The organism is Actinospineispora acaciae DSM 45401, from assembly GCF_000620785.1.
GTDB lineage: Bacteria > Actinomycetota > Actinomycetes > Mycobacteriales > Pseudonocardiaceae > Pseudonocardia > Pseudonocardia acaciae.
On the sequence record NZ_JIAI01000002.1, the window covers coordinates 1,116,736 to 1,140,838 of the forward strand.

Sequence of the window (24,103 nt, forward strand, 5' to 3'; positions counted from 1 at the left end):
TGCTCAAATGCGCGACTCAGTGTGCCAGGACGCCCGACTCGCGGGGGTTATGGGCGGTCGAACGCGCGGTAGGCGTCGATGTCGTGGAAGTGGCGGGCGTAGAGGTCGGCGGTGCGGGTCAGGTCGTCGTCCAGGGTCTCGGTGACGTCGACGACCTCGAGCAGGCGCACGGTGATCTCCTCGCCGGCGGCGTTGCGGTGGGTGGTCTCCTGGCGCCTGGCGTGGTCGAGCGCCTCGGCCCTGGCCTGCTCGGCGGAGGCGGCGTGCACCAGCGTCAGGTCCTCGCGGTAGAGCGGGCGGTAACCGGGCGCGGGCGAGGACGAGCCGAACAGCAGCACCGCCAGGTACGGTCGCGCGTTCTCGGGCATGGACAGATGATCGCGTCTAGCGGCGGTCGGCGCTGCCGGCGAGGATCCGGACGGCTTCGGCCACCGCCGCGCGGCGGGCCACCCGCACCGCGGTGGCCAGGGGGCGCAGCGCGTCGGCGCGGGCGCGCGCGGTGGTCGCGGACAGCGCGCCGCCGGGGTCGTCCACGGAGGCCGCCGTGAGGATGGCGTCCACCTCGTCGGCCCGCTGCAGCACCCGCAGGCTGTCCGGGGGCATGCCGTCCGGCCACAGCGAGCGCGGCCGGGCGCGCAGCGCGGCCTCGATCTCCTCGCGCACCCCCGGCCGGTGTTGTGCCACGCCCAGCGAGGTCAGCGTGGTCGCCGACTCGCGGACCTGCTCGCGCAGCGCGTACTCGGCCTCGCGCAGCGACACCTGCTCCTCCGGGGCGACCGGCTCCGGGATCGAGTGGACGGCCCAGCGCAGCAGCCCGTCACCCAGCGGGCAGGGCACCAGCCCGTACCCGATGTCGGCGAACAACAGCCCCTCGCCGGCCTCCAGCACCGCCGTGCTGAACGCGCCGGGGCCGGGCAGCCCCCGGGGGTCGCCGGGCGCGGCCAGCACCAGCCGGGCCGGCCCGGACGCCCCGGCCGGGCCCACCCTGCGCAGCGCGGCCAGCAGGAACGTCATCGAGGTGGGCCGGTCGGTCGGACCGGGCAGCCCGGTCGCTGCGGCGGTGTGGTCGTCGGCGGCCAGCACGTCGTGTGCCTCGCCCCAGGGCTCGAGGGCGTCGAGCACGTCGTCGGGCGCGGCGGCGCCGGCCAGCCAGGCGGACACCCACACAGTCATCGTCGCGGAAACGCAGGGCACGGCCGCCAGGCTAGAGGTCATTTCCCGGCGTGGCACTGCCGCCGAGTGGGTGACTGCGCTATAGCGTTACGCAGTTGTGGACCGACCCGAACGCGTGCGTACCCGTAGCTACAGCGACCCGCTCGCCGCCGGCGCGACCCGGCGCAAGCAGGTCCCGACGGTCGCCGGGGAGCCCGGCCTGGTGGTGGAGGACCCGGCCAGCGGGTTCTGCGGCGCGGTGGTGAGCATCGGCTCCGCCGGCGTGGTGCTGGAGGACGGGCGGGGCAGCAGGCGGGAGTTCCCGTTGCGCCCGGCCGGGTTCCTGATCGACGGCAAGCCGGTCACCGTGGTGCGCCCGGCCGCGCAGCCCAAGGCGCCGGAACGGTCCGCGTCCGGCTCGGTGCGGGTGGACGGGCTGCGCGCTCGGACCGCGCGGGGCGGCCGGATCTGGGTGGAGGGCCTGCACGACGCCGAGCTGGTGGAACGGGTCTGGGGGCACGACCTGCGGGTGGAGGGTGTGGTGGTGGAGCCGCTGCACGGCATCGACGACCTGGCCGGCGCGGTCGCCGAGTTCGCCCCCACCGCCGAGCGCCGCCTCGGCGTGCTGGTCGACCACCTGGTCGACGGCACCAAGGAGACCCGCACCGCCCAGCGGGTGGCCGGCCAGCACGTGCTGGTCACCGGCCACCCGTACGTGGACGTCTGGCAGGCGGTGCGACCGGCGGTGGTGGGCATCAGGGCGTGGCCGGAGGTGCCGCGCGGCACGGACTGGAAGACGGGGGTGTGCGCGGCGCTGGGCTGGGGCGAGCCGGCCGACGGCGCGCGGCGGGTGCTCGGTGCGGTGCGCGGCTACCGGGACCTGGAGACCCCGCTCATAACGGCTGTGGAGCGGCTCATCGATTTCGTCACCGCGGCACCCTGACCTCTGGCAGGATCGTGACATGAGTGCGCGAGGCCTGCGCGAGACCTGGGTCGAGCCGTGAACGAGGCGCTCTTCTGGCTGATCGCCGGCATCGGGCTGCTCGTCGTCGAGGTGTTCACCGGCACGTTCGTGCTGGTCATGCTCGGCGGCGGCGCGCTCGCGGCGGCCGCGGTCGCCGCGTTCCTGAACGCCCCGACCACGATCAACGCGGTGGTCTTCGCGGTGGTGTCGGTGGCGCTGCTGTTCGGGGTGCGGCCGGCACTGCGCCGGCGGATGCAACCGGAGCTGGAGCCGGCCGAGCACACCCCGGTCGGGTCCAGCGGGCTGGTGGTCCGGCGGGTGGACCGGGACAGCGGCCAGATCAAGATCGACGGCGAGCTGTGGTCGGCCCGCTCGCTCGACCACGAGCGCGCGTTCGAGCCGGGGGAACGAGTGATAGTCGTACAGCTGTCCGGCGTCACCGCCGTGGTCTCCGCCGAGTTGTAACCCATGACGTTGAGCTAGCTCCCGGGAGGGGCCATGGTGGAGGGGAATCTGATCGTGTTGGTGGTCGTCGCCCTGATAGTGCTGTTCGTGATCATCACCGTCGTCAAGTCGGTGCAGATCATCCCGCAGGCGTCGGTGGCGATCGTGGAGCGGCTGGGCCGGTACAAGGCCACCAAGGACGCCGGGTTGGCCTTCCTGGTGCCGTTCATCGACAAGGTGCGGCAGCGGGTCGACATGCGCGAGCAGGTGGTCAGCTTCCCGCCGCAGTCGGTGATCACCCAGGACAACCTGACGGTGCACGTGGACACGGTCGTCTACTACAAGGTGATCGATCCGAAGAACGCGCTGTACGGGGTGGCCAACTTCATCGACGGCGTGCAGAACGTCACCACCACCACGCTGCGCAACGTGGTCGGCGGGCTGAGCCTGGAGCAGACCCTGACCTCCCGGGATAAGATCAACACCGCGCTGCGCGGCGAGCTGGACGAGGCCACCCACCGCTGGGGCATCCGGATCAACCGGGTGGAGATCAAGGCGATCGACCCGCCGCCGTCCATCCAGGACTCCATGGAGCGGCAGATGAAGGCCGACCGGGAGAAGCGCGCGATGATCCTCACCGCCGAGGGCCAGCGGGAGTCCGCGATCCGCTCGGCGGAAGGGCAGAAGCAGTCCCAGATCCTGGCCGCCGAGGGCGCCAAGCAGGCCGCGATCATGGCCGCCGAGGCCGACCGCCAGTCCCGGATCCTGCGCGCCCAGGGTGACCGGGCGGCCCGGTACCTGCAGGCGCAGGGTCAGGCCAAGGCGATCGAGAAGGTGTTCGCCGCGATCAAGGCCGGCAAGCCCACCCCCGAGCTGCTGGCCTACCAGTACCTGCAGACGCTGCCGCAGATGGCCCAGGGCGAGGCGAACAAGGTCTGGCTGGTGCCCAGCGACTTCGGCAAGGCGCTGGAGGGCTTCACCCGGATGCTCGGCGCGCCCGGCGAGGACGGCGTGTTCCGCTACGAGCCCAGCCCGGACACCGGCCCGTCCAACAGCCGCCCCGCGGAGGACGACGAGGAGGTGGAGGGCTGGTTCGACACGGCGACCGACCCGGAGATCGCCAAGGTGGTGGCCGAGGCCGAGGCGCAGGCCCGCAGGGAGGTGCCGCCGGTGGACGCGGCCGGCCGGCATCACCAGGCGCCGCCGCCGAGGGCCTCGAACGGGGTGGAGGCGGCCTCGGACGGCGACCAGCCGCCGCTGAGCTAGCCCGTGCGCGCGCTCACCGCCGACGCCCTGTCCTCGCTGGCCGACACGCTGCCGGTGCCGGGCTACCCCCGGTCCCCGGAGCGCACCGGGATCGTGCACATCGGCGTCGGCGGGTTCCACCGTGCCCACCAGGCCATGTACTCCGACCGGCTGATGGCCGACGGCGGCTCCGATAACGCAGTGGGGAGCTACGGGATCTGCGGGGTCGGCGTGCTCGCGTCGGACCGGGCCATGGCCGACGCGCTGCGCGCCCAGGACCACCTGTACACCCTGGTGCTCAAGCATCCGGACGGCCGGCTGGAACCCCGGGTGATCGGCTCGATCATGGACTACCTGTTCGCGCCGGACGACCCCTGGGCCGTGGTCGCGCGGATGGCCGACCAGCGCACCCGGATCGTCTCGCTGACCGTCACCGAGGGCGGCTACCACGTGCACCCGGTGACCGGCGAGTTCGACGACAGCGACCCGGCGATCCGCGCCGACCTGGCTCCCGGGGCCACGCCGCGCAGCGCGTTCGGGCTGGTGACCGAGGCGCTGGCCCGCCGCCGCGCGGCCGGTATGACGCCGTTCACGGTGATGAGCTGCGACAACATCCAGGGCAACGGCGACGTGGCGCGGCGGATGTTCATCGCGTTCGCGCGCGCCCGCGACCCCGAGCTGGGCGACTGGGTGGCCGCCGAGGTGGCGTTCCCGAACTCCATGGTGGACCGGATCACGCCGGTCACCTCGGACGCGGACCGGGAGCTGCTGGCCGAGCGGTACGGCATCGAGGACCGGTGGCCGGTGGTGTGCGAGCCGTTCACCCAGTGGGTGCTGGAGGACCACTTCACCGCCGGGCGGCCGCCGTACCAGGACGTCGGGGTGCAGCTCGTCGCGGACGTCACGCCGTACGAGCTGATGAAGCTGCGGCTGCTCAACGCCGGCCACCAGGTGCTCTGCTACCTCGGCTACCTGGCCGGCTACCGGTACGCGCACGAGGCGTCGGCGGACCCGGCGTTCGTGGACCTGCTCTCCGGCTACTGGGAGCGGGAGGGCATCCCGGCGCTGCAACCGGTGCCCGGCGTGGACCTCGCGGAGTACAGCCGCACGCTGCTGGAGCGCTTCGCCAACCCGGCCATCGCCGACACGCTGGCCAGGCTCTGCTTCGGCAGCTCGGACCGGATCCCGAAGTTCCTGGTCCCGGTGCTGCGCCACCAGCTGGAGCACGGCGGCGAGTTCCACCGCTCGGTGCTGACCATCGCGGCCTGGGCCCGCTACGCCGAGGGCGTCGACGAGGCGGGCGAGCCGATCGACGTGCAGGACCAGCTGCGCGACACCCTGATGGCGAACGCGCGCCGCCAGGGCGTGGACGGCCTGGACTTCGTGTTGAACCGCGAGCTGTTCGGCGACCTGGTGGACGACGAGCGGTTCGTCACGGAGTACCGCCGGGCCCTGCGCTCGCTGCACGAACGGGGCGCGGCGGCCACCGTCGCGGACTGGGCGCGGGCGACAAACCGATAAGTCGGTGGCCCGGGGCGCTGGCGCGTCACTACCGTCCCGGCGGTGATCTACGAACACCCACTGGCCTACCTGCTCGGGGTCGAGGGCATCGCCCTGATGCGCGCGTTCACCGGCGAGCACGACAGCGAGTTCGTCCATGCCCGCCTCGCCGAGGTCCGGCGGCTGCTCGACGACGGGTCGCTGGCCGGCGCGGCGGTCGAGGTCGACCGGGTGGACTCCGTCGAGGGCTACCGCATCTGGTCGCGGACCTATGACGGCCCCAACGGCGCGTTCGCGTTCGACGAGCCGGTGGTCAAGGAGATCCTCGACGCGCTGCCGGTCGGCGCCGTCCTGGACGCGGCGTGCGGCACCGGCCGGTTCACCTCGGCGCTGGCCGCGCGCGGACATCGGGTCGTCGGCGTGGACTCCTCGCCGGAGATGCTCGCGCGCGCCCGTGACCGGGTGCCCGGCGCCGAGTTCCGCCTCGGCGACCTGACCCGGCTGCCGGTGGCGGACGGCGAGGTGGACCTGGTGGTCTGCGCCCTGGCCCTGACCCACGTCCGCGAGCTGGAACCGGTGATCGCGGAGTTCGCCAGGGTGCTGCGCCCCGGCGGGCACCTGGTGATCTCCGACATGCACCCCGAGCGGGTCGCGCGCGGCTCGATCCCCTCGGTGCGCGGCCCCGACGGGCGACCGGGGCGGCTGCCCGGCCACCGCCACCTGGTCGGCGACTACCTGCGCGCCGCGCTGGCGGTGGGGCTGCGCCCGCGTCGCTGTGAGGAACCCCGGTTCCCGGCCGAGCCCCCGGCGGAGTCACCGAGCCCGACCACGGCGCCCGGGCCGTGGGAGCTGTGGCCGTGGTCGCTGGCCGAGATGGTGCCCGAGGCGGCCCTGGCGGCCGACGCCGGCGAGCCCGTCACGATCATCTGGCACTTCCAACGGGAGCCGTGATCACTCACAAGTGAGGCTGATGTTTGTTTCGTTACTCATGTGACAGGGGTAGAGGGTTTGGGGACACGCATTCCGAACCGGGAGAAACCATGATCACGAAGACCCGTACCGTCACACAGCGGCTCGCGGCCGCCCTCGCGGCGGTCGCCGCGACCATGCTTCTCGTCGCCACCGGCATGACCACCCTGAGTCAGGACGCGGCGCCGCCGAACAAGGAATGCCCGATCGGCAACTGCTCACCCATCTGACCGTGCCTCGCGCAGTGCCCACCAGCCCAGCGCGAGCACCACCAGCACCTCGGAGAGGCCGAGGACGCGCTCCATGGCGCCGAGCGGGAACACCCGCCACCATGACACGCCGGTCGTGACGCTCAGCGCGATCGCGTACACCAGCGGCGAGAAGCAGGCCAGCGCCACCAGCGCCGCGCCCCGGGTCAGGGCGGACGGGGCGCGCCAGCGCGCCTCCCGCGCGCCCACGCCGGCGACCACCAGCGCGCCGATCGGCAGGCTCAGGAAGGCGACCAGGCTGGCCACCCGGTGAATGGACCCGCCGACGCTCGGCCCGACCTGCCAGTTGTGCTTCTCGAAGATCACCAAAACCACCAGGCTGACCGCCCACAGCGCCAGCAACCACGAACCCACCCCGCGCGCCCGCACCACCCCCGCCCGCGCCAGCCCGAGCAGCACGGCTGCCGAACCGGCCGCGAGGGCGAGCACCGCGAGGTCGAACAGCCAGCCGTTGGAGCCCAGCGCGTACTCGGAGATCGTCCGGGTCATCGGGCTGATCCGGTCCGTCGGCGGCAGCACGTGCAGCATCCCGATCAGCAGCACGGACAGCCCGGTCATGCCGAGCCCGGCGGCCGCGAGCCCCGCACCGCCCGGAGCGGCTGGGCGTGCGGTCGTCGCGGGGGACGTCTGCGCCGGTAGAAGGCTCACGGGCGTGCTCCTGGGTCGTTGACGGTCTTCCTCGCTGCAACGCCGCAACACATGTGACAGTTCCGGCGTTGCCAGGCACGCTCCGGGGCCTCATGCGAGGATCGGGCCGTGAGTACCGCCGAGCTGGACCTCGTTCCACCCGCCGTCGAACTGCCCCCCGAGGCCGAGGAGCTGCGCGCGGAGGTCAGGGAGTTCCTGGCCAAGGAGCGCGCCGACGGACGCTTCACGCCGCGCTGTGACGTCTGGCTGTCCGGCTGGGACGAGCGGTTCAGCCGGGAGCTGGGCGCGCGCGGCTGGCTGGGGATGACGCTGCCCACCGAGTACGGCGGGCACGCGCGCGGCACCCTGGACCGCTACGTGGTCACCGAGGAGCTGCTCGCCGCCGGCGCGCCGGTGGCCGCGCACTGGATCGCGGACCGGCAGATCGGGCCGTCCCTGCTGCGGTTCGGCACCGAGGCGCAGAAGCGGCGCTACCTGCCCCGGATCGCGGCCGGCGAGTGCTACTTCGGCATCGGCATGAGCGAGCCGGACTCCGGTTCCGACCTGGCCTCGGTCCGCACCAAGGCCACCCGGGTGGACGGCGGCTGGCGGCTGGACGGCACCAAGGTGTGGACCTCCGGCGCGCACCACGCGCACGCGTTCTTCGCGCTGGCCCGCAGCGCGCCGGTGGAGAACGGCAACCGGCACTCCGGGCTGAGCCAGTTCATCGTGGAGCTGGACTCGCCGGGGGTGGAGATCCGGCCCATCAAGCTGCTCACCGGCGCGCACCACTTCAACGAGGTGGTGCTGGACGGGGTCGTGGTGCCGGACGAGCTGGTGCTTGGCGAGATCGGCGCCGGCTGGCACCAGGTGACGTCCGAGCTGGGCTTCGAGCGCAGCGGGCCGGAGCGGTTCCTGTCCACGTTCCCGCTGTTGGTTGCGCTGGTGGGGGAGCTGTCCTCGGCGTCCCGGCGCGACGGCCTCGGCGAGGCCGGGCTGCGTGAGCTGGGCGCGCTGGTCGCGCGGGTGTGGACGCTGCGGCGGCTGTCGCTGGGGATCGCGGCGCTGCTGAGCTCGGGGGTTCCGGCGGACGTGCCGGCGGCGCTGGTCAAGGACCTGGGCACCCGATACGAGAACGAGGTGATCGAGGCGGCCCGGCTGCTGGTGGACATCCCGCCCGATCCCGGCGCCGAGGGCGGGTTCGCCCGGCTGCTTGCCGACGCGGTGCTGCACGCGCCCGGGTTCACCCTGCGCGGCGGCACCAACGAGATCCTGCGCGGAGTGGTGGCGAGGGGGTTGGGGCTGCGATGAGCACCCACACCGACGAGCTCACGTCGATGGTGCGGTCGGTGTTCGCCGACCATCCCGCCGAGGTGGCCGACGGGCTGCCCGAGGCGCTGTGGGCGACGCTGACCGAGTTGGGACTGGTGCAGCTCAGCCTCCCGGAGCAGGCCGGCGGCAGCGGCGGGACCCTGGCCGACTCGGCCGCGCTGCTGCTGGTCGCGGGCGAGGCGGCGGCGCCGGTGCCGCTGGCCGAGACCGAGCTGGCCGGCTGGCTGCTGCACGCCGCCGGGCTGCCGGTGCCGGCCGGGGTGCTGGCGGTGGCGTCCGGCGATCTCACAGTGCGTTCCCAGCCGGGCGGCGGGGTCGCGGTGTCCGGCCGGCTGGCCCGGGTGGGGTGGGCGCGGCATGCGGCCAGGGTCGCGGTGCTGGCCGGCGACCTCGTGCTGTCGGTGGACCCCCGCGCGCCCGGCGTCGAGCTGGTCGAGGGCGCCAACCTGGCCGGCGAGCCGCGCGACGAGCTCCGGCTGGACGTCACGGTGGCCGCTGAGGACCTGGCGCCCGCCCCGGACGGCGCCGGCGAGCTGCTCGCCCGGCGGGCGGCGCTGGCGCGGGCGTTGCTGCTGGCCGGCGCGGCGCAGCGGGCGCTGGCCGGTTCGGTGCGCTACGCCGGCGAGCGCATCCAGTTCGGCCGGCCGATCGCCAAGTTCCAGGCCGTGCAGCAGCAGCTCGCGCTGGCGGCCGGCGAGGTCGCGGCGGCGCGGGCGGCGGCGGAGGCGGCGGCCGGGATCGCGGACGGTGGCTTCGGCACGGACGACGCCGAGCTCGCCATCGCGGTGGCCAAGGCGCGCACCAGCGAGGCGGCCGGCGCGGTGGCCCGGATCGCGCACCAGGTGCACGGCGCCATCGGCTTCACCCTGGAGCACGACCTGCGGCTGGCCACCACCCGGCTGTGGGCCTGGCGCGAGGAGGACGGCAGCGACGCGCACTGGAACGCGGTCGTGGGACGCCGAACGCTGGACGCGGGCGCGGACGGCCTGTGGCCGATGCTTACTCGCGCCTAGTCTCGGCCGGAGCGCTGCGCGCTCGTCGCGAAGCAGTCCACCGGCCGTCGGTCGGAGGGGTCCAGCGCGTTGAGGATGTGCTGAGCGGTGACCGGGTCGACGGCCACCGCGGCGTGCTCGGCCAGGTCGTTCGGGCAGCGGTCCTGCAGCACGATGTTGGTGGCGTTCTTCGCGCGCAGGTAGCCGCTGGTGTACGGCACGACCAGCTCGTCGTACCTCGTCATGATCATCGTGTAGGTCACGCCGGGCACGGCGGGGCCGCCGCCGGAGCTCATCTTCGCCAGGAACTCCGAGCCGTGCAGGAACTGGCGGCAGGAGCCGCAGACGGGCGCGAACCCGGCGTCGGCGACCGGGCCGAGGCCCAGGCCGGTCGCGGTGTTGTTGACCAGCGCCAGGCCGGCGGTCTGGGTGCCGTCCCAGAGCGGGGTCATCCCGACGTAGCGGTCGACGAACCTCTTGCCGCCGAGGAACTTGACGTAGTAGTTGGGCATCAGGCTGCCCTCGGAGTGGCCGACGATGTCGACCTTCTCCGCCCCGGTGGCGCGGCGGACCCGGTCCACGAACCCGGACAGCTCGCGTGCGCTGTCCTCCATCGGCCGCAGCCCGCCCACCTGGTCCAGCGGCGGCGGCGCCAGCGGGTTGCGGCCGTAGGTCAGGGAGAACACGCAGTAGCCCTCGTTGGCCAGCAGCGGCGCGATGGTCTGCCAGTTCTCCGTCTGGTTGGCGCTCAGCCCGTGCACCAGCACGACCGGGTTGGGGTGCGCCCGGCCCGGCTTGCAGTCCCAGTCGTTCGAGCCCGGCGGCGAGACGTCGACGTGCCCGCCCTGGCCGGCGCTCCTGGCCGCCGGTCCGTACGGCACCGGGTAGTGCGGCTTCTCGGCGGCGAACGCGCGCGCCGCGCCCGGCCAGGCGACAAGCGCGGCCAGCGCCAACGCAACCACTACCCAACGCCGCCCGATCATGATGACGTCCCCTCAGCCGCGCCGCTGGCGAACCCGCCCTGACACCGGAGAACGAGGCGTTCACCCGAACGATGCGCGGAGATCTTCCGAATCACCCGGTTCGGGACCTACCGTCGGGTGACCTGCTTCCACCGCGCGAAGGGACGGGGCATGCGGCGTGCCTGGCTCGCGTGGCTGGTTGCCGCGGTCCTGGCGTGCGTGCCCTCGGTGGCACTCGCCGAGCCCGGCGCGGTGTCGGAGTACGTGGCGCTCGGCGACTCCTACACGGCCGGTTCGTTCATCCCGGAGCAGCGCGGCACCCCGCCCGGCTGCGAGCGGTCCGACCGCAACTACCCGACGCTGCTGCGGGCGGCGCTGCGCGCGCCGGTGTTCCGGGACGTGAGCTGCGGCGGCGCGACCACCGGCCACCTCACCACCGCCCAGTGGGCCAAGGGCGGCGCCAACCCGCCCCAGCTCGACGCCGTCACCGGGCGAACCGACCTGGTCACGATCGGCATCGGCGCCAACGACATCGGGTTCGCCGAGATCGTCACCACCTGCACCCGGCTCTCGCCGTCCGCCCCGCGCGGCGCCGCCTGTCGCGACCACTACACAAGCGGCGGGCGCGACCGGCTGGCCGACCGGATCGGCGCCGCCGCGCCCCGGGTGGCCGAGGCGCTGCGCCAGGTGCGGGCCCGCGCGCCGCACGCGAAGGTGATCGTCGTGGGCTATCCGACGATCCTTCCGGTCACGGGTCACGGCTGCCCGCCGGTGAGCGCGGGCGACGCGGACTACCTGGGGCGGACCTTCCAGGCGCTGAACGACATGATCGCGGCCCAGGCCGGCCGGGTGGGCGTGCGCTACCTGGACCTGGCCGGCGCCACCGTCGGGCACGACGTGTGCCAGCCGGTCGGGGTGAAGTGGGTGGAGGGCGCGCGGGCCACCTCCCCGGCGGCGCCGTGGCACCCCAACGAGCTCGGCATGCGCCACGCCGCCGCCCTCCTGCTCGGACAGATCAGGTGATCGTGGCCGCCGGTGCGCGCGTCGATCCGTGACACCGGCGCGACCACGGCTACGCTCCGCGTCACTTGTTGATCGTTATCGTTGATCGCGGAAGGAGCGGGCCATGCGGTCCCTGGGGGTCCGGCGCGTGGCCGGCGCGGTGGTCGCTGCCACGGTGTGCCTGGGGTTCGCGCTGCTGCTGCCCGGGGTGAGCGCGGCCAGCCCCGGTGCGGACGGCTCCGGCCACGGTTCACCGAGCCCCGGACCGAGTCCAAGTCCAGGCCCAAGTCCAGGCCCAAGTCCGAGTCCAGGCCCTGGACCCGGTCCAAGCACCGGCGAGTACGTCGCGCTCGGCGACTCGTACACCGCGGGTCCGCGCATCCCGGAGCAGAACGGCCAGCCGCCGGGATGCCAGCGCTCGGACCACAACTACCCGTCGCTGGTGCAGGCCGAGCTGCGCTCGCCGTCGTTCCGCGATGTCAGCTGCACCGGCGCGAAGACCACCGAGATGAGGTGGTCGCAGCTCACCCGCGACGGCGTCAACCCCGCCCAGCTCGACGCGCTGAGCCAGAACACCACGCTGGTCACCATCGGCGTCGGCGGCAACGACATCGACTTCGTGGAGATCGTCACCACCTGCTCGATCAAGTCGCAGCGGGACCCGAACGGCGCCCCCTGCCGGGACTTCTACACCCAGGGCGGCCACGACCAGCTCGCCGAGCGGATCACCAGGACGGCGCCGAAGGTGGGCGAGGTGCTCGGCGAGATCCGCCGGCGGGCGCCTAACGCGCGGGTGCTGCTGGTCGGGTACCCGACGATCCTGCCCGACTCCGGCCCGGGCTGTTACCCGGTGGTGCCGTTCACCCCCGGTGACGTGGAGTACCTGCGGCAGACCACCGCGGCGCTGAACGCGATGCTGGTCGACCAGGCCAGGCGGGCCGGCGTCGAGTTCGTCGACACCTACGCCTCCAGCGTCGGCCACGACATCTGCCAGGACACCGGCGTGAGGTGGGTCGAGCACCTGGTGCCGACCTCGCCGGCCGCGCCCATGCACCCGAACGCACTGGGCATGCGCAACAGCGCGAACCAGGTGCTGGCCGCCCTGCACGTCACCGTCCTGGCCGGGCGGTGACCGACGGTCGGTAGCACGGCCGCTACACTCCGCGCACCGTCGTCGATCGTCACGAGGGGGCACCGGTTGATGAACGCACGGCGGGCCGCGTTCGTTGTCGCGGCGACCATCGGCCTGGCCCTGTCCGGCGCGGGCGTGAGCCATGCCGAGCCGGGCGGCGCCGGCACCGGCGAGTACGTGGCGCTCGGTGACTCCTACGTGGCGGGGCCGCTGATCCCGGCGCCGACCGGGCAGCCGGTCGGGTGCCTGCGCTCGGACCACAACTACCCGTCGCTGGTGCAGGCCGGGCTGCGCTCGCCGAGGTTCCGGGACGTGAGCTGCGGCGGGGCCACCACGAAGGACATGACGGCGCCGCAGCAGGTCACCGGCGGCGTCAACCCGCCGCAGCTGGACGCCCTGAGCGCGCGCACCACGCTGGTGACGCTGGGCATCGGCGGCAACGACATCGGCTTCGGCGACATCGTCACCGACTGCGGGACCAGGTCGCCGACCCAGCCGCTCGGCGCGGCCTGCCGCGACCACTACACCCAGGGCGGCCACGACCAGCTGGCCGAGCGGATCGCCAAGACCGCGCCCAAGGTCGCCGCCGTGCTCCAGGCCATCGACAAGCGGGCGCCGGGGGCGAAGGTGCTGCTGGTCGGGTACCCGACGATCCTGCCCGACTCCGGGCCGGGCTGCTTCCCGGTGGTGCCGTTCAGCGCCGGCGACGTGGCGTACCTGCGGGCCACCGAGAAGTCGCTCAACGCGATGCTGGCCAGGCAGGCCGGCCGGGCCGGCGTCGAGTTCGTCGACACCTACGCCTCCAGCGTCGGCCACGACATCTGCCAGCTGCCCGGCACCAAGTGGGTGGAGGGCCTGGTGCCGACCTCGCCGGCCGCCCCGGTGCACCCGAACGCGCTGGGCATGCGCAACAGCGCGAACCGGGTGCTGTCCGCGCTGCACGCCTCCGCCGGCTCCTAGAACCGCGACGACCGGCGGGTCAGCCGGGTCCAGCCCGCCAGCAGCCCGCGCTGCGGGACGCCGTCCACCGGCTCGGCGGCCGCGCCCTCCTCGGCGAGCACGTCGTTGGCCGCGAGCACCCCGGACATCGCCGAACGCTCCATCAGCCCCGCGCAGAACGGCAGCTCGACGAAGTCGCCCGCGACCCGCACGCCCACCGCGTCGCCGCACACCCTCGGCCGCCGGCCCAACTGCCCGGGCGGGAACGCCGGCGCGCCGCCCCGCAGCCGCTCCACCCGGTGCGGCACCGCCGCCGCCCGCGTCTCCGGCCACAGCCGGGCCAGCTCGGCGCGCATCCGCGCGGTGGCACGCTCGGCATCCGGCTCGGTGCAGGCGTACGAGTGCAGTTCGAGCACCGAGCCGCCGGTGCGGGCCGCCCACCGCGCCGACGGCTCCTCCAGGCGGTGGTAGCAGGTCACCGAGTCGAGGGTGTCCTCGCCGGTCACCGCGGAGAACACCGCCCGCCCCGGCGCCACGTCGCGGTCCAGCCACAGCCGGCTGACCGCGAACGGCTCCGCCAGCCGCAGCGCCTCGACCCGCCGGGCCAGCTCGGGCGCGGCGGCGCGCAGCCCGTCCGAGCCGGCCAGCAGCCCGCGCAGTCCACCGGGGTCGAGCGCCAGCACCACGTGCCGGGCGGTCAGCGCCGTCCCGCTGTCCAGCACCACCCGCCACCGCCGCCCCGCCACCGGCTCCACCGCGCGCACCCGCCCGCCCGTGCGCACCTCGGCGCCGCGACCGCCCAGGTAGTCGATCAACGGCCGCCAGATGCCGTGCAGGTAGTCCGTGCGCGGCGCATCGAACCCCAGGCCCTCCGGGTTGCCCAGGAAGTAGAAGTGGAACATGGCCACCAGCTCGGCGGCGGACATCGCGCGCGGATCGCAGAAGAACGACCGGGCGAACGCCTCGAACAGCATCGTCCTGGCCCGCTCGGACAGGCTCAGCCGGTCCAGGAACTCCGCGGCGCTGATCCGGTCCAGCGCGGCGGCGGTGCGCGCCGGATGGTAGCCGAGCAGCTCCAGCGCGAGCCCTCGGTTGGCCCCGGTGAGGTCGCGCACGCCGAGGCTGGGGGAGCGGGCGAACAGCGCGAGCAGGCTCAGCGGCGGCGCGGCCGGCAACCCGGTGAGGTCCTCGTCCGGCCACCGCCCGGCGATCACCGGGTACCCCCCGACCGGCCGCAGCACCGCCAGCGACGGATCGGCCCGACGCAGGATCGCCCGCCACGTGTAGTACTGCCGGAAGAACGCGTGGAAACCGTGCTCGACGACCTGCTCGGTGCCGTCCGGCAGCCGGTGCGGCCACGCCCCCAGCCGCCCGCCCACGGTGTCCTCGGCCTCCACCACGGTGACCCGCACACCCCGCTCGGCCAGCACCACCGCCGCACTGAACCCGGCAATCCCCCCGCCGACGACCACCGCGTCGACCCCCTCCGGAACCCGGCGCGGGCGGCCTGGCTGTGCGCGGACCAGCGGCTGGGGTCGCATGCGCCACGGCGCGGCTCGACGCTGCATGCGGCCGATCATGCCCGTGAGTGGTTAGCGTTGTCATAGCAACGCTAACCACTCACGGGTGTCAGCCGCCGCGGCGACGCAGCGGACGGGCCAGGTTGGGCTGCCGGCCGCGCTGCCCGGCGGGCTTGACCGGTCGTGGGTGACGCGCCCGAGGGACGCCGCCGGTCGGCTCCGGTTGGCGTGGAGCCGGGACGGCGGTGGGTTCCTGCTCACGGGCGAGGGCGTTGCGCACGGCGTCGCGTAGTGAATCGGTGTTTCGCATGGGAGACCTCCTTGGGAGAAGACAGGTGGCGCGGGCGCCCCGCGCCGGACGGACGGGCGGGCTCGCGGATGCTGTCTCAGAGGTCCATGGCCGTGACGGTAACCGCCGCCGGCGAACCCGAGCGACCGGTTTTCCCGGCGGCGGAGATCATGGACGCATGCGCACGTTCGACGAGTTGGTTGCCGAGGCGGAGGCCGTCGACGTCTCCGGTTGGGGTTTCGGGTGGTTGGAGGGCCGCGCCACCGAGGAGCGCCCACCGTGGGGGTACGCGCGGTTGCTGGCCCAGCGGTTGCCGGCGGTCGACTCCGCGCTCGACGTCGAGACCGGCGGCGGTGAGGTGCTCGCCGAGATGCCCACCCTGCCGGCACGGATGTGCGCGACCGAGAGCTGGGCTCCCAACGCCCGGCACGCCGCCGAGCTGCTCGGGCCGCGCGGGGTCGAGGTCGTGCACACCCGCGAGGGCGAGCCGCTGCCGTTCCCGGACCGGTCGTTCCAGCTCGTGGTCAGCCGGCACCCGGTGCGGCCGGACTGGCCGGAGATCGCGCGCGTGCTCGTCGACGGCGGCCACTACCTGGCCCAGCACGTCGGCCCCGGCTCCGCGTTCGAGCTGATCGAGTACTTCCTCGGGCCGCTGCCACGACAGCGCGCGGCCCGCGACCCGCGCGACGAGGCGGCCGGGGCGCGCGCCGCCGGCCTGACCGTCCTGGACGTGCGAACCGCGAGCTGCCGCATGGAGTTCTTCGACATCGGGGCGGTCGTCTACATCCTGCGCAAATGCGTCTGGTGGGTGCCGGACTTCGGCGTCGAGCGCTACCGGGAGACCCTGCGCCGCCTGGACGCACAGATCCGGTCCGACGGCCCGTTCGTCGCCCACTCGACCAGGCACCTGTTGGAGGCCCGCCGCTAGATGAGCAGGCGCGCGGGCATCTCGGTCTCGCGCACGACGCCGTCGGCGGCCGGCGCGACGGAGTACAGGTGCGCTCCCGGTCGCCGGGCCACGGACTCGGCGAGCACCCCGTCCCGGAACAGCGCCGCCGCGCCGTCGTCCAGCGCCCACCCTGCCGGCAGCGCGCCGGACGCCACCGCCCGCCGGTACTCCGGCCGGCGCCCCGGCTCGCTGTCGTAGTGCGGGCAGGCGCTGCCGGTGAGCAGCCCCAACCCGTCGTGCAGCACCCGCAGCGGCCCGAACGAGTCGGTGACCCCGGCGCCGAACCAGCAGAGCATCCCGGCGCTGATCCCGCACAGCAGCACGCCCGCGCGGTAGGCCTCCACCAGCAGCCGGTCCACGCCGTGCACCCGCCAGACGGCGAGCATGTTCGCGGTGTTCCCGCCGCCGACGTAGATCACGTCCTGGTCCAGCACGGCGGCGCGCACGTCCTCGCGGTCGCGCTGGAACAGCCGCAGCACCGAGGTGCGGCAGCGGCCGTCCAGCGCGTCGTGGAAGCGCTCCACGTACTCCGTCGAGTCGCCGCTCGCGGTGGGCAGGAAGCACACCCTGGCCCGCCGCCCGCCGGCCAGGCTCAGCAGGTAGTCGTCCAACAGCCCGTCGGTGTCCAGGGAGAACCCGCCGCCGAGCAGCACGACACGGGACGCCGCCACCTCACGAGTGTGCCGCGAAGATCAACAGTTGTCGACGCGGGCCATCCGATCCGGGGTGTCGGGCCGATGGGCTACCGTCGGCGGTTGTGCTGGCGATGATCCGGGCGGGAGCGCGATGAGCGGCCTCGCCGAGTACCTGCGTGACTGGTCGCCGAGGCCGGTCGAGCGCTCCGACCGGGTGACGAGCTGGGCGGTGGACGCGTTCGCCGCGCTGCTCGACCAGCCGAGCCCGCTGGCCGGGGGGCGCGCCGAGCTGCCCCCGCTGTGGCACTGGTTCGGCTTCCTGGACCACCCTGCGCAGTCCGAGCTGGGCGCGGACGGCCACCCGGCGGACGGCCGGTTCCTGCCGCCCATCCCGCACCGGCGGCGGATGTTCGCCGGCGGACGGTGGTACCAGCGCCGGCCGCTGCCGGTGGAGCGGCCGGTGAGCTGCCGCTCGGCGGTCGCGTCGGTCGAGGTGAAGACCGGCCGCAGCGGCGAGATGGCCTTCGTGACCGTGCGCAACGAGTTCGTCGTGGATGGAGCCGACGGCGAGCCCTCGGTCACCGAGGAGCAGGACATCGTCTACCGCAGCCAGCCCGACCCGCCGCCCGGCGCCGCCCCGGCCAGCCGCGCGCCGGCGGCCCCGGCCGGAACCGAGCAACAGCAACCGCCCGAGCACGAGCTGGAGCTGACCCCCGACCCTGCGCTGCTGTTCCGGTTCAGCGCGCTGACCTACAACGGCCACCGGATCCACTACGACCAGCCCTACGTCACCGGCGTCGAGGGCTACCCCGGGCTGGTCGTGCACGGCCCGCTGTTGGCCCTGCTCGCGCTCGAGCTGCCCCGCCGCCACCGTCCCGACCGCCGGGTCACCGAGTTCCGCTACCGGCTGCGCCGCCCGGCCTTCGCCGGCCAGACCCTGCGCGCCCGGTCGGTCGGGGACGAGCTCGAAGTCGGCGTACCCGGAGCGCCGGCGTCGCTGACCGCCTCGGTACGCCTGACGGAGGAAGGCTGACGTGCGCATCGCCACCTGGAACGTCAACTCGGTGCGCACCCGGCTGCCCCGGTTGCTGCCCTGGCTGGACAAGCGCAGCCCCGACGTGGTGTGCCTGCAGGAGACCAAGCTGTCCAACGACTCGTTCGACGAGCTGCTCGCCGCCGACCTCGCCGTCCGCGGCTACCAGGTCGCGCACCACGGCGAGGGCCGCTGGAACGGCGTGGCGCTGGCCTCCCGGGTCGGCCTGGAGGACGTGGTGCGCGGCCTGCCCGGCGAGCCCGGGTTCCCGGAGCCGGAGGCGCGCGCGGTCAGCGCGAATTGCGCCGGGCTGCGGGTCACCTCGGTCTACGTGCCCAACGGCCGCACCCCCGACGACCCGCACTACGAGTACAAGCTGGCCTGGCTGGCCGCGCTCAAGGACGCCGTGGCCGCCGACACCGACCGCGCGGTCGTCTGCGGCGACATGAACATCGCGCCCACCGACGCCGACGTCTGGGACCCCGCGCAGTTCGTCGGGGCCACCCACGTCACCCCGGCCGAGCGAGCCGCCCTGGCCGAGCTGGTCGCGCTCGGCATGCACGACGTGGTCCGGGACAGGTGGCCGGACCAGCGGGTGTTCTCCTACTGGGACTATCGCGCCGGCCGGTTCCACCAGGACCTCGGCATGCGCATCGACCTGGTGCTCGCCGCCGCCCCGGTGGCCGGGCGGGTGGCGGCGGCCTGGGTGGACCGGGAGGCCCGCAAGGGCAGCGGCCCCAGCGACCACGCCCCGGTGATCGTCGATCTCGACGACGCCCCGGACGGCGACATCGGCCCGGTGGTCCCACCGCCGTCGAACCCGGCCGGGATCCCCCGAAGGCGCCGGTAGCCCCGCGACCGGTGATCATGACGGCCGGCGGGGACATGTGACCTACCAACGAGTAGCCTCCGGCGAATAGTTGCTATGCTCCGCGTCACAGGCCCTGGCCATGGCGCCCATCCGGGCGACCGGCGCGCGCCGACGCGCGTCACAGGAGGAGGACTCAGGTGAGTGCTGGAGTTGAGGTTCGAGTTGAGGGTCTGTCCAAGTCGTTTGGGCGATCGGTCATCTGGTCCGACGTCACGCTGACGTTGCCGCCCGGCGAGGTCTCCGTCCTGCTCGGGCCCTCGGGCACCGGCAAGTCGGTGTTCCTGAAGAGCCTGATCGGGCTGCTCAAGCCGGAGAAGGGCTCGATCTTCATCCACGACACCGACCTGGTGCGCTGCAACGAGCACCGGCTCTACGAGATCCGCAAGCTGTTCGGCGTGCTGTTCCAGGACGGCGCCCTGTTCGGCTCGATGAACCTGTACGACAACATCGCGTTCCCGCTGCGCGAGCACACCAAGAAGCCCGAGGCCGAGATCCGCGACATCGTCATGGAGAAGATGACGATGGTCGGCCTGGCCGGCGACGAGGGCAAGCTGCCCGGCGAGATCTCCGGCGGCATGCGCAAGCGGGCCGGGCTGGCCCGCGCACTGGTGCTGGACCCGGAGATCATCCTGTTCGACGAGCCGGACTCCGGGCTGGACCCGGTGCGCACCGCGTACCTGAACCAGCTCATCGTGGACCTGAACGCGCAGACCGACTCGACGTTCCTGATCGTCACCCACGACATCAACACCGCGCAGACGCTGCCGGACAACATCGGCCTGCTCTACCGCCGCCACCTGGCCATGTTCGGCCCGCGCGAGGTGCTGCTGACCTCGGAGGAGCCGGTGGTCGCGCAGTTCCTCAACGGCCGCCGCCAGGGCCCGATCGGCATGTCCGAGGAGAAGGACAGCGAGCAGGCCCAGCGGGAGATGGCCGAGATGGACGGCGAGCTGGCCGGCCTCCCACCGCTCAAGCCGCAGCTCGACCCGAGCCCCGGCGTGGGCGAGCGCAAGGCCGTCGCCCGCCGCATGCAGCGCGTGATGGACATGATGCACACCCTGCCCCCGGCCGCCCAGCACGCCATCCAGGCCGGCATGAGCCGCCAGGGCTTCCCGGCGGCACCGGGCGGCCAGAGCCGGCACGGGCTGCGCGCCGACGACACCCCGACCCAGCAGTTCCCCGGCCGCTGACCCTGGGAGATCCGGCCCCGGGGACGAGGCGACCTGGGCCGATGATCGTGTTCAGGGCGTGGTCGGGTCCGCTTCGCCCGCGTGGTTGCGTGTCGTCCGGCCGAGCCAGAACGGCACGGAGACCAGTAGCTCGAGGGTCACTCCGCCGGCGGCCCAGAGGAAGACGGCGGAGATGTTCTGTGCGGGGCCGGCGGCGTCGTCGGTGAAGGGGATGAGCAGGAGAGCGACGCCGATCGAGCCGCCGGCGACGAGTTGGCTCTGCAGGAGCCCGGCGGTGATGCCGGCGTCTCGTGGTGGCGTGGTGGCCATGACGATCAGGTTGAACGGCACGATGGCCAGCCCGATGCCGAGCCCGAGCAGGATGATCTGCGGTAGCACGCCGGAGGCGTAGTCGCCGGTGGCGTCCAGCCGACTCAGCCAGCCGAAGGCGGCGAGCATCAGCAGCAGCCCGAGCAGCGCGCGAGCCTTCAGGCCGAGTCTGCCGAGGTGCGTGGCCAGCACCTGCGTGGTGACCAGGATCGCGAGCCCGAAGGGCAGGATTCCCAGCCCGGCTTGCAGCGGGTTGAACCCGAGCACGGCCTGCATGTACTGGTTGAGGTAGACGACGAATGCGGTGAGCGCGGCGGCCGAGAGCGCCAGGTTGACGAAGCCGATGATCCGGTCCCGGTTGGCGAAGACTCGGGCGGGTAGCAACGGCTCGGGCGCCCGCGAGTCCACCGCGAGCAGCGCGGCGAACAGCGCCACGAAGGCCAGCAGCGCGACGATCGTCGCGGCGTCGGCCCAGCCTCGGTCGGCCGCCCGGGACAGGCCGTAGATCAGGGCGGCCAGCGAGGTGGTGACCAGCACGGTGCTGGGCAGCCCGAGCGCGTGGCGTTTCGCCCGCTCGGCGCGAAGGCCGAGCACGCGCAGCGCGAGCAGTGCGATGGCCAGCGCGAGCGGCGCGTTGACCAGCAGGCTCCAGCGCCAGTCGCCGGCCCACGTCAGCGCCCCGCCGAGCACCATTCCCGCGGCCGCGCCAAGGCCGGTGACCGTGGAGTACAGGCCGAACGCCCGCTGCCGGCGCTCGCCCTCGAACAGGGCGTTGAGCAGCGCGAGCCCGGTCGGACCTGACGCCGCGGCACCCGCCCCCATCAGCAGCCGCCCGACGAGTAGCACCTCGAAGTTCGGGGCCAACCCCGCGACCAGCGCGGATATCCCGACCAGGCCGGTGCCCGCGAGGAACACCCGGCGGTGGCCGAGCAGGTCGCCGAGCCGGCCGCAGGGCACCCTGCCCGAGGACCTCTGCGCCAACCTGCGCGGCTGCGGCGAGCGTCTCCTCGACCGGGCGCGGGTCGTCGCCGGCGGGGTCCGCGCCGATCTCACCACCGACGAGCTGTTCGACCTGATCAGCGCCGCCGCCTGGGTCCGGGAGAACTCGCCACCCGGCAAGGACGCCTCACCTCGACTGCTGGAGCTGATGCGCGACGGCTTCATGGAGCCGGCTCCGCGCGGCGACCGGCCAGGCTGACCGAGCCGACCGTCGTTGATCTAGCCGGCGCGGCGGCCGGCGCCGTGTCGGTGGGTCAGCGGCGGGCGCAGGCCCAGGTGCTCGCGCAGCGTGCCGCCGGTGTACGCGGTGCGGTAGAGGCCGCGTTCCTGCAGTTCGGGGACCAGTAGGTCGACGATGTCGTCGAGGCCGTCCGGGATCAGGTACGGGGTGATGTTGAAGCCGTCGACGGCGCCGTGCCGGGCGAAGCGGGCGAACTTGTCGGCCAGGCCGGACGGCGTGCCCACGTGCCCGCGCTGCGGCCCGAGCGCGATCACCGTCTCGCGCAGCGACCACCCGTTGGCCTCGGCCTTCGCCCGCCATTCGGCCACCACCGCGCGCGGGTCGGCGATGCGGCGGGCGCCGAACGCGCCGGTGTTCTCCACGATCACCGGGTCCTCCGCCGGCAGCGGGCCGTCCGCGTCCCGGTCGGAGAGGTCGATGTTCCACAGCAGGCCGGCGACGTTGAGCGCGGTGGCCGGAGTGACCTGCGCGAAGCGAACCCACCGGGCCTTCTCCCGCGCATCCTCCTCGGTGGCCCCGATGATCATCTCCGTGCCGGGCAGGATGCGCAGGTCGTCGGCGGGGCGCCCGGCCGCGCGCAGCCGGTTGCGGATGTCGGTGGCGAAGGCCAGCGCGTCGTCGAACTCGGTGCCGTGCGCGGAGAAGATCACGTCGGCGTTGCGCGCGGCGAAGTCGCGGCCCTCGGCGGAGTCGCCGGCCTGGAAGATCACCGGGTGGCCCTGGACGCTGCGCGGCAGCGTGGGCGCCAGGTCCACGTCGAACTGCCCGCCGTGCTCCCGCACCCGCGCCACCGAGCCCGGCGCCGACCAGTACGGGGCGTCCGTGCCGCCGGCGACCGCGTCGTCGGACCAGCCGTCCCAGATCGCCCGGGCCACCGTCAGGAACCGCTCGGCGCGCCGGTACCTGTCGGCGTGGTCGAGGTAGCCGCCCCGGCGGAAGTTCGCGCCGGTCCAGGCGTTGTCGGTGGTGACCACGTTCCAGCCGGCCCGGCCGCCGGAGAGCAGGTCCAGCCCGGACAGCCGCCGAGCCAGGTCGGCGGGCTCGTTGAAGGTTGTGTTCGACGTGCTGACCAGCCCGATCCGGTCGGTCTGCGCGGCCAGCGCGGCGAGCTGGGTGATCGCGTCCGGCCGGCCGGCCACGTCCAGGTCGTGGATGCGGCCGTCCACCTCGCGCAGCCGCAGGCCCTCGCCGAGGAAGAACGCATCGAACAGCCCGCGCTCGGCGGCCCGGGCGACCCGGCGGTAGGACTCCGGGTCGATCTGCGAGCCGCTGGACGGGTCGGACCAGATCGTCCAGTGGTTCACGCCCTGGAAGAACACCCCGAAGTGCAGTTGGGCGTTCGGGAACGGCACGTCGGCGGGGTCGGTGCGGGTCATCGGGCACTCCCGGGGGCGGTGGCGTAGCGGTTGGCGGGCCGGGGCAGGCCGAGCGTGGTGCGCAGTGAGGCGCCGGGCAGCGGGCGGGAGACGGCGCGGGCGCGGCCGAGCGCGGGGAGAACGAACCGGGAGAGCACCTCCAGGTCCTCGTCGAGCACGAGCGGGTGCAGTCGCGCGCCGGCCAGCCCGCGCGCACGCAGGTCGGTGAGCAGCCGGACCAGGCCGTCGGCGCCGCCGGTGTAGCGCAGCCGGCCCCGATCCGGCCACGGCCCGTGCCGCTCCAGGTCGGCCACCCGCTGCGCCGCCGACCCGCCAGGGGTGTCCAGCGCCAGCTCCACCTCGGCGAACGTCAGCGGGCTCCCGGGCGCGGGCGACGCGCGGCCGACCAGCGCGACGTCCACCTGGTCGGACGGCAGAGCGCGACCCGCACCGGGCGAAAGACGACCACCCGCAGAGCGCTCATCGAGCCCCGCCGGCGTGTGAGGCGAAGACACGAGCCCGACCGGGGCGAACACCACCAGCTGGCCCTGCGGCGGGCGCGGCACGATCGCCGGCCCCTTGACCGCGAAGGTCTCGCCGGTGAAGTCGATGTAGTGCAACCGGTCGCGGTCCAGGTACCGGCTGGTGGCGACGTCACGGATCACCGCGTCGTCCTCCCAGGAGTCCCACAGCTCGCGCACCACCCGCGTCGAGTCGCGCGCCTCGCGAGCCCGCGCCCGCTCGCCCTCCACGGGCGGACGACCCCAGGCGCGCGCCGCATCCGTACCCGGCGAGGAGCCGACCACCCAGCCGGCCCGCCCGTTCGAGACGTGGTCCACCGAGGCGAGCTGGGACGAGACGTGGAACGGCTCGGCGTAGGTGGTGGACACCACCGGGGCGACGCCGAGCACGCTGGTCGACGCGGCCAGGAACGCGGCCCGCTCCACCGAGCCGATCCGGCCGACCGGGTTCGGCTGCGCCCCCGGCGCGACGATGTCGTCGTCCAGCGTGACCAGGGTGAACCCGGCGTTCTCGGCGATCCGCCCGACCGCGCGCACCCGGGCCGGGGTGAGCAGCGCGGCCGGCGGGTGGGCGGCCCGGCGCCACGCGGCCGGGTGCGCGCCGTCGCCGTCGATCTCCAGGGCGAGGTGCAGGGGTCGGGACATCGATGGGTCCTTTCGGC

Annotated in this window: 26 protein-coding genes; 17 read left to right on the forward strand and 9 right to left on the reverse strand. The window is 73.9% G+C overall.

The window, feature by feature from the left end; all coding sequences use genetic code 11:
• Nucleotides 1–47 precede the first annotated feature (47 nt).
• Together N912_RS0114970 and N912_RS0114975 are read right to left on the reverse strand one after the other, a co-directional pair.
• Nucleotides 48–368 (reverse strand): DUF4288 domain-containing protein, encoded by a 321-nt coding sequence (locus N912_RS0114970; protein WP_037064414.1) that lies wholly within the window; start codon nt 366–368, stop codon nt 48–50.
• A gap of 16 nt (nt 369–384) precedes the next feature.
• Nucleotides 385–1,173, reverse strand: a complete 789-nt coding sequence (locus N912_RS0114975; RefSeq protein ID WP_037064416.1) for a hypothetical protein — start codon at nt 1,171–1,173, stop codon at nt 385–387.
• Between the two features lie 115 nt (nt 1,174–1,288).
• On the opposite strand from N912_RS0114975, the gene N912_RS0114980 reads away from it, so the two are divergent.
• From N912_RS0114980 to N912_RS63520, 6 genes are all read left to right on the forward strand, one after another.
• Nucleotides 1,289–2,095: a DUF3097 domain-containing protein gene (locus N912_RS0114980; RefSeq protein ID WP_028923076.1), complete on the forward strand. Its 807-nt coding sequence runs from the start codon at nt 1,289–1,291 to the stop codon at nt 2,093–2,095.
• Between the two features lie 57 nt (nt 2,096–2,152).
• Nucleotides 2,153–2,581: an NfeD family protein gene (locus N912_RS0114985; protein ID WP_028923077.1), complete on the forward strand. Its 429-nt coding sequence runs from the start codon at nt 2,153–2,155 to the stop codon at nt 2,579–2,581.
• 33 nt (nt 2,582–2,614) lie between these two features.
• Nucleotides 2,615–3,826 (forward strand): SPFH domain-containing protein, encoded by a 1,212-nt coding sequence (locus tag N912_RS51995; RefSeq protein ID WP_211261238.1) that lies wholly within the window; start codon nt 2,615–2,617, stop codon nt 3,824–3,826.
• A 3-nt stretch (nt 3,827–3,829) separates the two neighbouring features.
• Nucleotides 3,830–5,326: a mannitol dehydrogenase family protein gene (locus N912_RS0114995; RefSeq protein WP_028923078.1), complete on the forward strand. Its 1,497-nt coding sequence runs from the start codon at nt 3,830–3,832 to the stop codon at nt 5,324–5,326.
• Nucleotides 5,327–5,368: 42 nt separating this feature from the next.
• Nucleotides 5,369–6,256: a class I SAM-dependent methyltransferase gene (locus N912_RS0115000; protein WP_028923079.1), complete on the forward strand. Its 888-nt coding sequence runs from the start codon at nt 5,369–5,371 to the stop codon at nt 6,254–6,256.
• Between the two features lie 89 nt (nt 6,257–6,345).
• Entirely contained in the window at nt 6,346–6,504 is a 159-nt protein-coding gene (locus N912_RS63520; RefSeq protein WP_156993575.1) for a hypothetical protein, read from the forward strand.
• Here the strand turns inward: N912_RS63520 and N912_RS52000 are convergent.
• Nucleotides 6,493–7,191, reverse strand: a complete 699-nt coding sequence (locus N912_RS52000; protein ID WP_037064417.1) for a DUF998 domain-containing protein — start codon at nt 7,189–7,191, stop codon at nt 6,493–6,495. The genes N912_RS63520 and N912_RS52000 overlap by 12 nt on opposite strands.
• A gap of 108 nt (nt 7,192–7,299) precedes the next feature.
• On the opposite strand from N912_RS52000, the gene N912_RS0115015 reads away from it, so the two are divergent.
• Entirely contained in the window at nt 7,300–8,481 is a 1,182-nt protein-coding gene (locus N912_RS0115015; protein WP_028923080.1) for an acyl-CoA dehydrogenase family protein, read from the forward strand.
• Nucleotides 8,478–9,515: an acyl-CoA dehydrogenase family protein gene (locus tag N912_RS0115020; protein WP_028923081.1), complete on the forward strand. Its 1,038-nt coding sequence runs from the start codon at nt 8,478–8,480 to the stop codon at nt 9,513–9,515. The genes N912_RS0115015 and N912_RS0115020 overlap by 4 nt, the downstream gene beginning before the upstream one ends.
• Here N912_RS0115020 and N912_RS52005 read toward each other — a convergent pair.
• Nucleotides 9,512–10,477, reverse strand: a complete 966-nt coding sequence (locus N912_RS52005; protein ID WP_051580192.1) for a lipase family alpha/beta hydrolase — start codon at nt 10,475–10,477, stop codon at nt 9,512–9,514. The two genes, N912_RS0115020 and N912_RS52005, sit on opposite strands and share 4 nt — an antisense overlap.
• 150 nt (nt 10,478–10,627) lie before the next feature.
• Between N912_RS52005 and N912_RS0115030 the strand changes: the two genes are divergently transcribed.
• The 3 genes from N912_RS0115030 to N912_RS0115040 all read left to right on the forward strand — a co-directional run bounded on the left by N912_RS0115030 (nt 10,628) and on the right by N912_RS0115040 (nt 13,550).
• Nucleotides 10,628–11,479, forward strand: a complete 852-nt coding sequence (locus N912_RS0115030) for an SGNH/GDSL hydrolase family protein (protein ID WP_028923082.1) — start codon at nt 10,628–10,630, stop codon at nt 11,477–11,479.
• Nucleotides 11,480–11,582: 103 nt separating this feature from the next.
• Complete coding sequence (locus N912_RS52010) at nt 11,583–12,590, forward strand: SGNH/GDSL hydrolase family protein (protein WP_156993577.1); 1,008 nt, start codon at nt 11,583–11,585, stop codon at nt 12,588–12,590.
• A gap of 69 nt (nt 12,591–12,659) precedes the next feature.
• The gene (locus N912_RS0115040) at nt 12,660–13,550 is read left to right on the forward strand and encodes an SGNH/GDSL hydrolase family protein (RefSeq protein ID WP_028923083.1); all 891 of its coding nucleotides are present in this window, start codon (nt 12,660–12,662) and stop codon (nt 13,548–13,550) included.
• On the opposite strand, the gene N912_RS0115045 is transcribed toward N912_RS0115040, so the two are convergent.
• Entirely contained in the window at nt 13,547–15,097 is a 1,551-nt protein-coding gene (locus N912_RS0115045; RefSeq protein ID WP_028923084.1) for an FAD-dependent oxidoreductase, read from the reverse strand. The genes N912_RS0115040 and N912_RS0115045 overlap by 4 nt on opposite strands.
• 58 nt (nt 15,098–15,155) lie before the next feature.
• Between N912_RS0115045 and N912_RS65160 the strand changes: the two genes are divergently transcribed.
• Together N912_RS65160 and N912_RS0115055 are read left to right on the forward strand one after the other, a co-directional pair.
• Nucleotides 15,156–15,341, forward strand: coding sequence for a hypothetical protein (locus tag N912_RS65160; protein WP_028923085.1), 186 nt, complete (start codon nt 15,156–15,158; stop codon nt 15,339–15,341).
• 175 nt (nt 15,342–15,516) lie between these two features.
• Nucleotides 15,517–16,266, forward strand: coding sequence for a class I SAM-dependent methyltransferase (locus N912_RS0115055; RefSeq protein WP_028923086.1), 750 nt, complete (start codon nt 15,517–15,519; stop codon nt 16,264–16,266).
• Here N912_RS0115055 and N912_RS0115060 read toward each other — a convergent pair.
• Nucleotides 16,263–16,958 carry a Type 1 glutamine amidotransferase-like domain-containing protein gene (locus N912_RS0115060; protein ID WP_028923087.1) on the reverse strand — a complete coding sequence of 232 codons (696 nt, stop codon included), beginning with the start codon at nt 16,956–16,958 and terminating at the stop codon, nt 16,263–16,265. The genes N912_RS0115055 and N912_RS0115060 overlap by 4 nt on opposite strands.
• A 115-nt stretch (nt 16,959–17,073) precedes the next feature.
• Here N912_RS0115060 and N912_RS52015 point away from each other — a divergent pair, with 115 nt between their 5' ends.
• The 3 genes from N912_RS52015 (at nt 17,074) to N912_RS52020 (ending at nt 20,016) form a co-directional block, all read left to right on the forward strand.
• Nucleotides 17,074–17,955 (forward strand): HTD2 family dehydratase, encoded by an 882-nt coding sequence (locus N912_RS52015; RefSeq protein ID WP_037064418.1) that lies wholly within the window; start codon nt 17,074–17,076, stop codon nt 17,953–17,955.
• A 1-nt stretch (nt 17,956) separates the two neighbouring features.
• Complete coding sequence (locus N912_RS0115070) at nt 17,957–18,805, forward strand: exodeoxyribonuclease III (protein WP_028923088.1); 849 nt, start codon at nt 17,957–17,959, stop codon at nt 18,803–18,805.
• Nucleotides 18,806–18,963: 158 nt separating this feature from the next.
• Nucleotides 18,964–20,016: an ABC transporter ATP-binding protein gene (locus tag N912_RS52020; protein WP_084210879.1), complete on the forward strand. Its 1,053-nt coding sequence runs from the start codon at nt 18,964–18,966 to the stop codon at nt 20,014–20,016.
• Between the two features lie 51 nt (nt 20,017–20,067).
• Here the strand turns inward: N912_RS52020 and N912_RS52025 are convergent, their stop codons facing one another.
• On the reverse strand, nt 20,068–21,240 hold the full coding sequence (locus N912_RS52025) for an MFS transporter (RefSeq protein WP_051580195.1): 1,173 nt from the start codon (nt 21,238–21,240) through the stop codon (nt 20,068–20,070).
• On the opposite strand from N912_RS52025, the gene N912_RS65165 reads away from it, so the two are divergent.
• Nucleotides 21,224–21,523: an SbtR family transcriptional regulator gene (locus N912_RS65165; protein ID WP_028923089.1), complete on the forward strand. Its 300-nt coding sequence runs from the start codon at nt 21,224–21,226 to the stop codon at nt 21,521–21,523. The genes N912_RS52025 and N912_RS65165 overlap by 17 nt on opposite strands.
• Before the next feature lie 20 nt (nt 21,524–21,543).
• Here the strand turns inward: N912_RS65165 and N912_RS0115090 are convergent, their stop codons facing one another.
• Together N912_RS0115090 and N912_RS0115095 are read right to left on the reverse strand one after the other, a co-directional pair.
• Complete coding sequence (locus N912_RS0115090; RefSeq protein WP_028923090.1) at nt 21,544–22,941, reverse strand: NtaA/DmoA family FMN-dependent monooxygenase; 1,398 nt, start codon at nt 22,939–22,941, stop codon at nt 21,544–21,546.
• Nucleotides 22,938–24,086 (reverse strand): LLM class flavin-dependent oxidoreductase, encoded by a 1,149-nt coding sequence (locus tag N912_RS0115095; RefSeq protein ID WP_028923091.1) that lies wholly within the window; start codon nt 24,084–24,086, stop codon nt 22,938–22,940. The genes N912_RS0115090 and N912_RS0115095 overlap by 4 nt, the downstream gene beginning before the upstream one ends.
• Nucleotides 24,087–24,103: the final 17 nt, after the last annotated feature.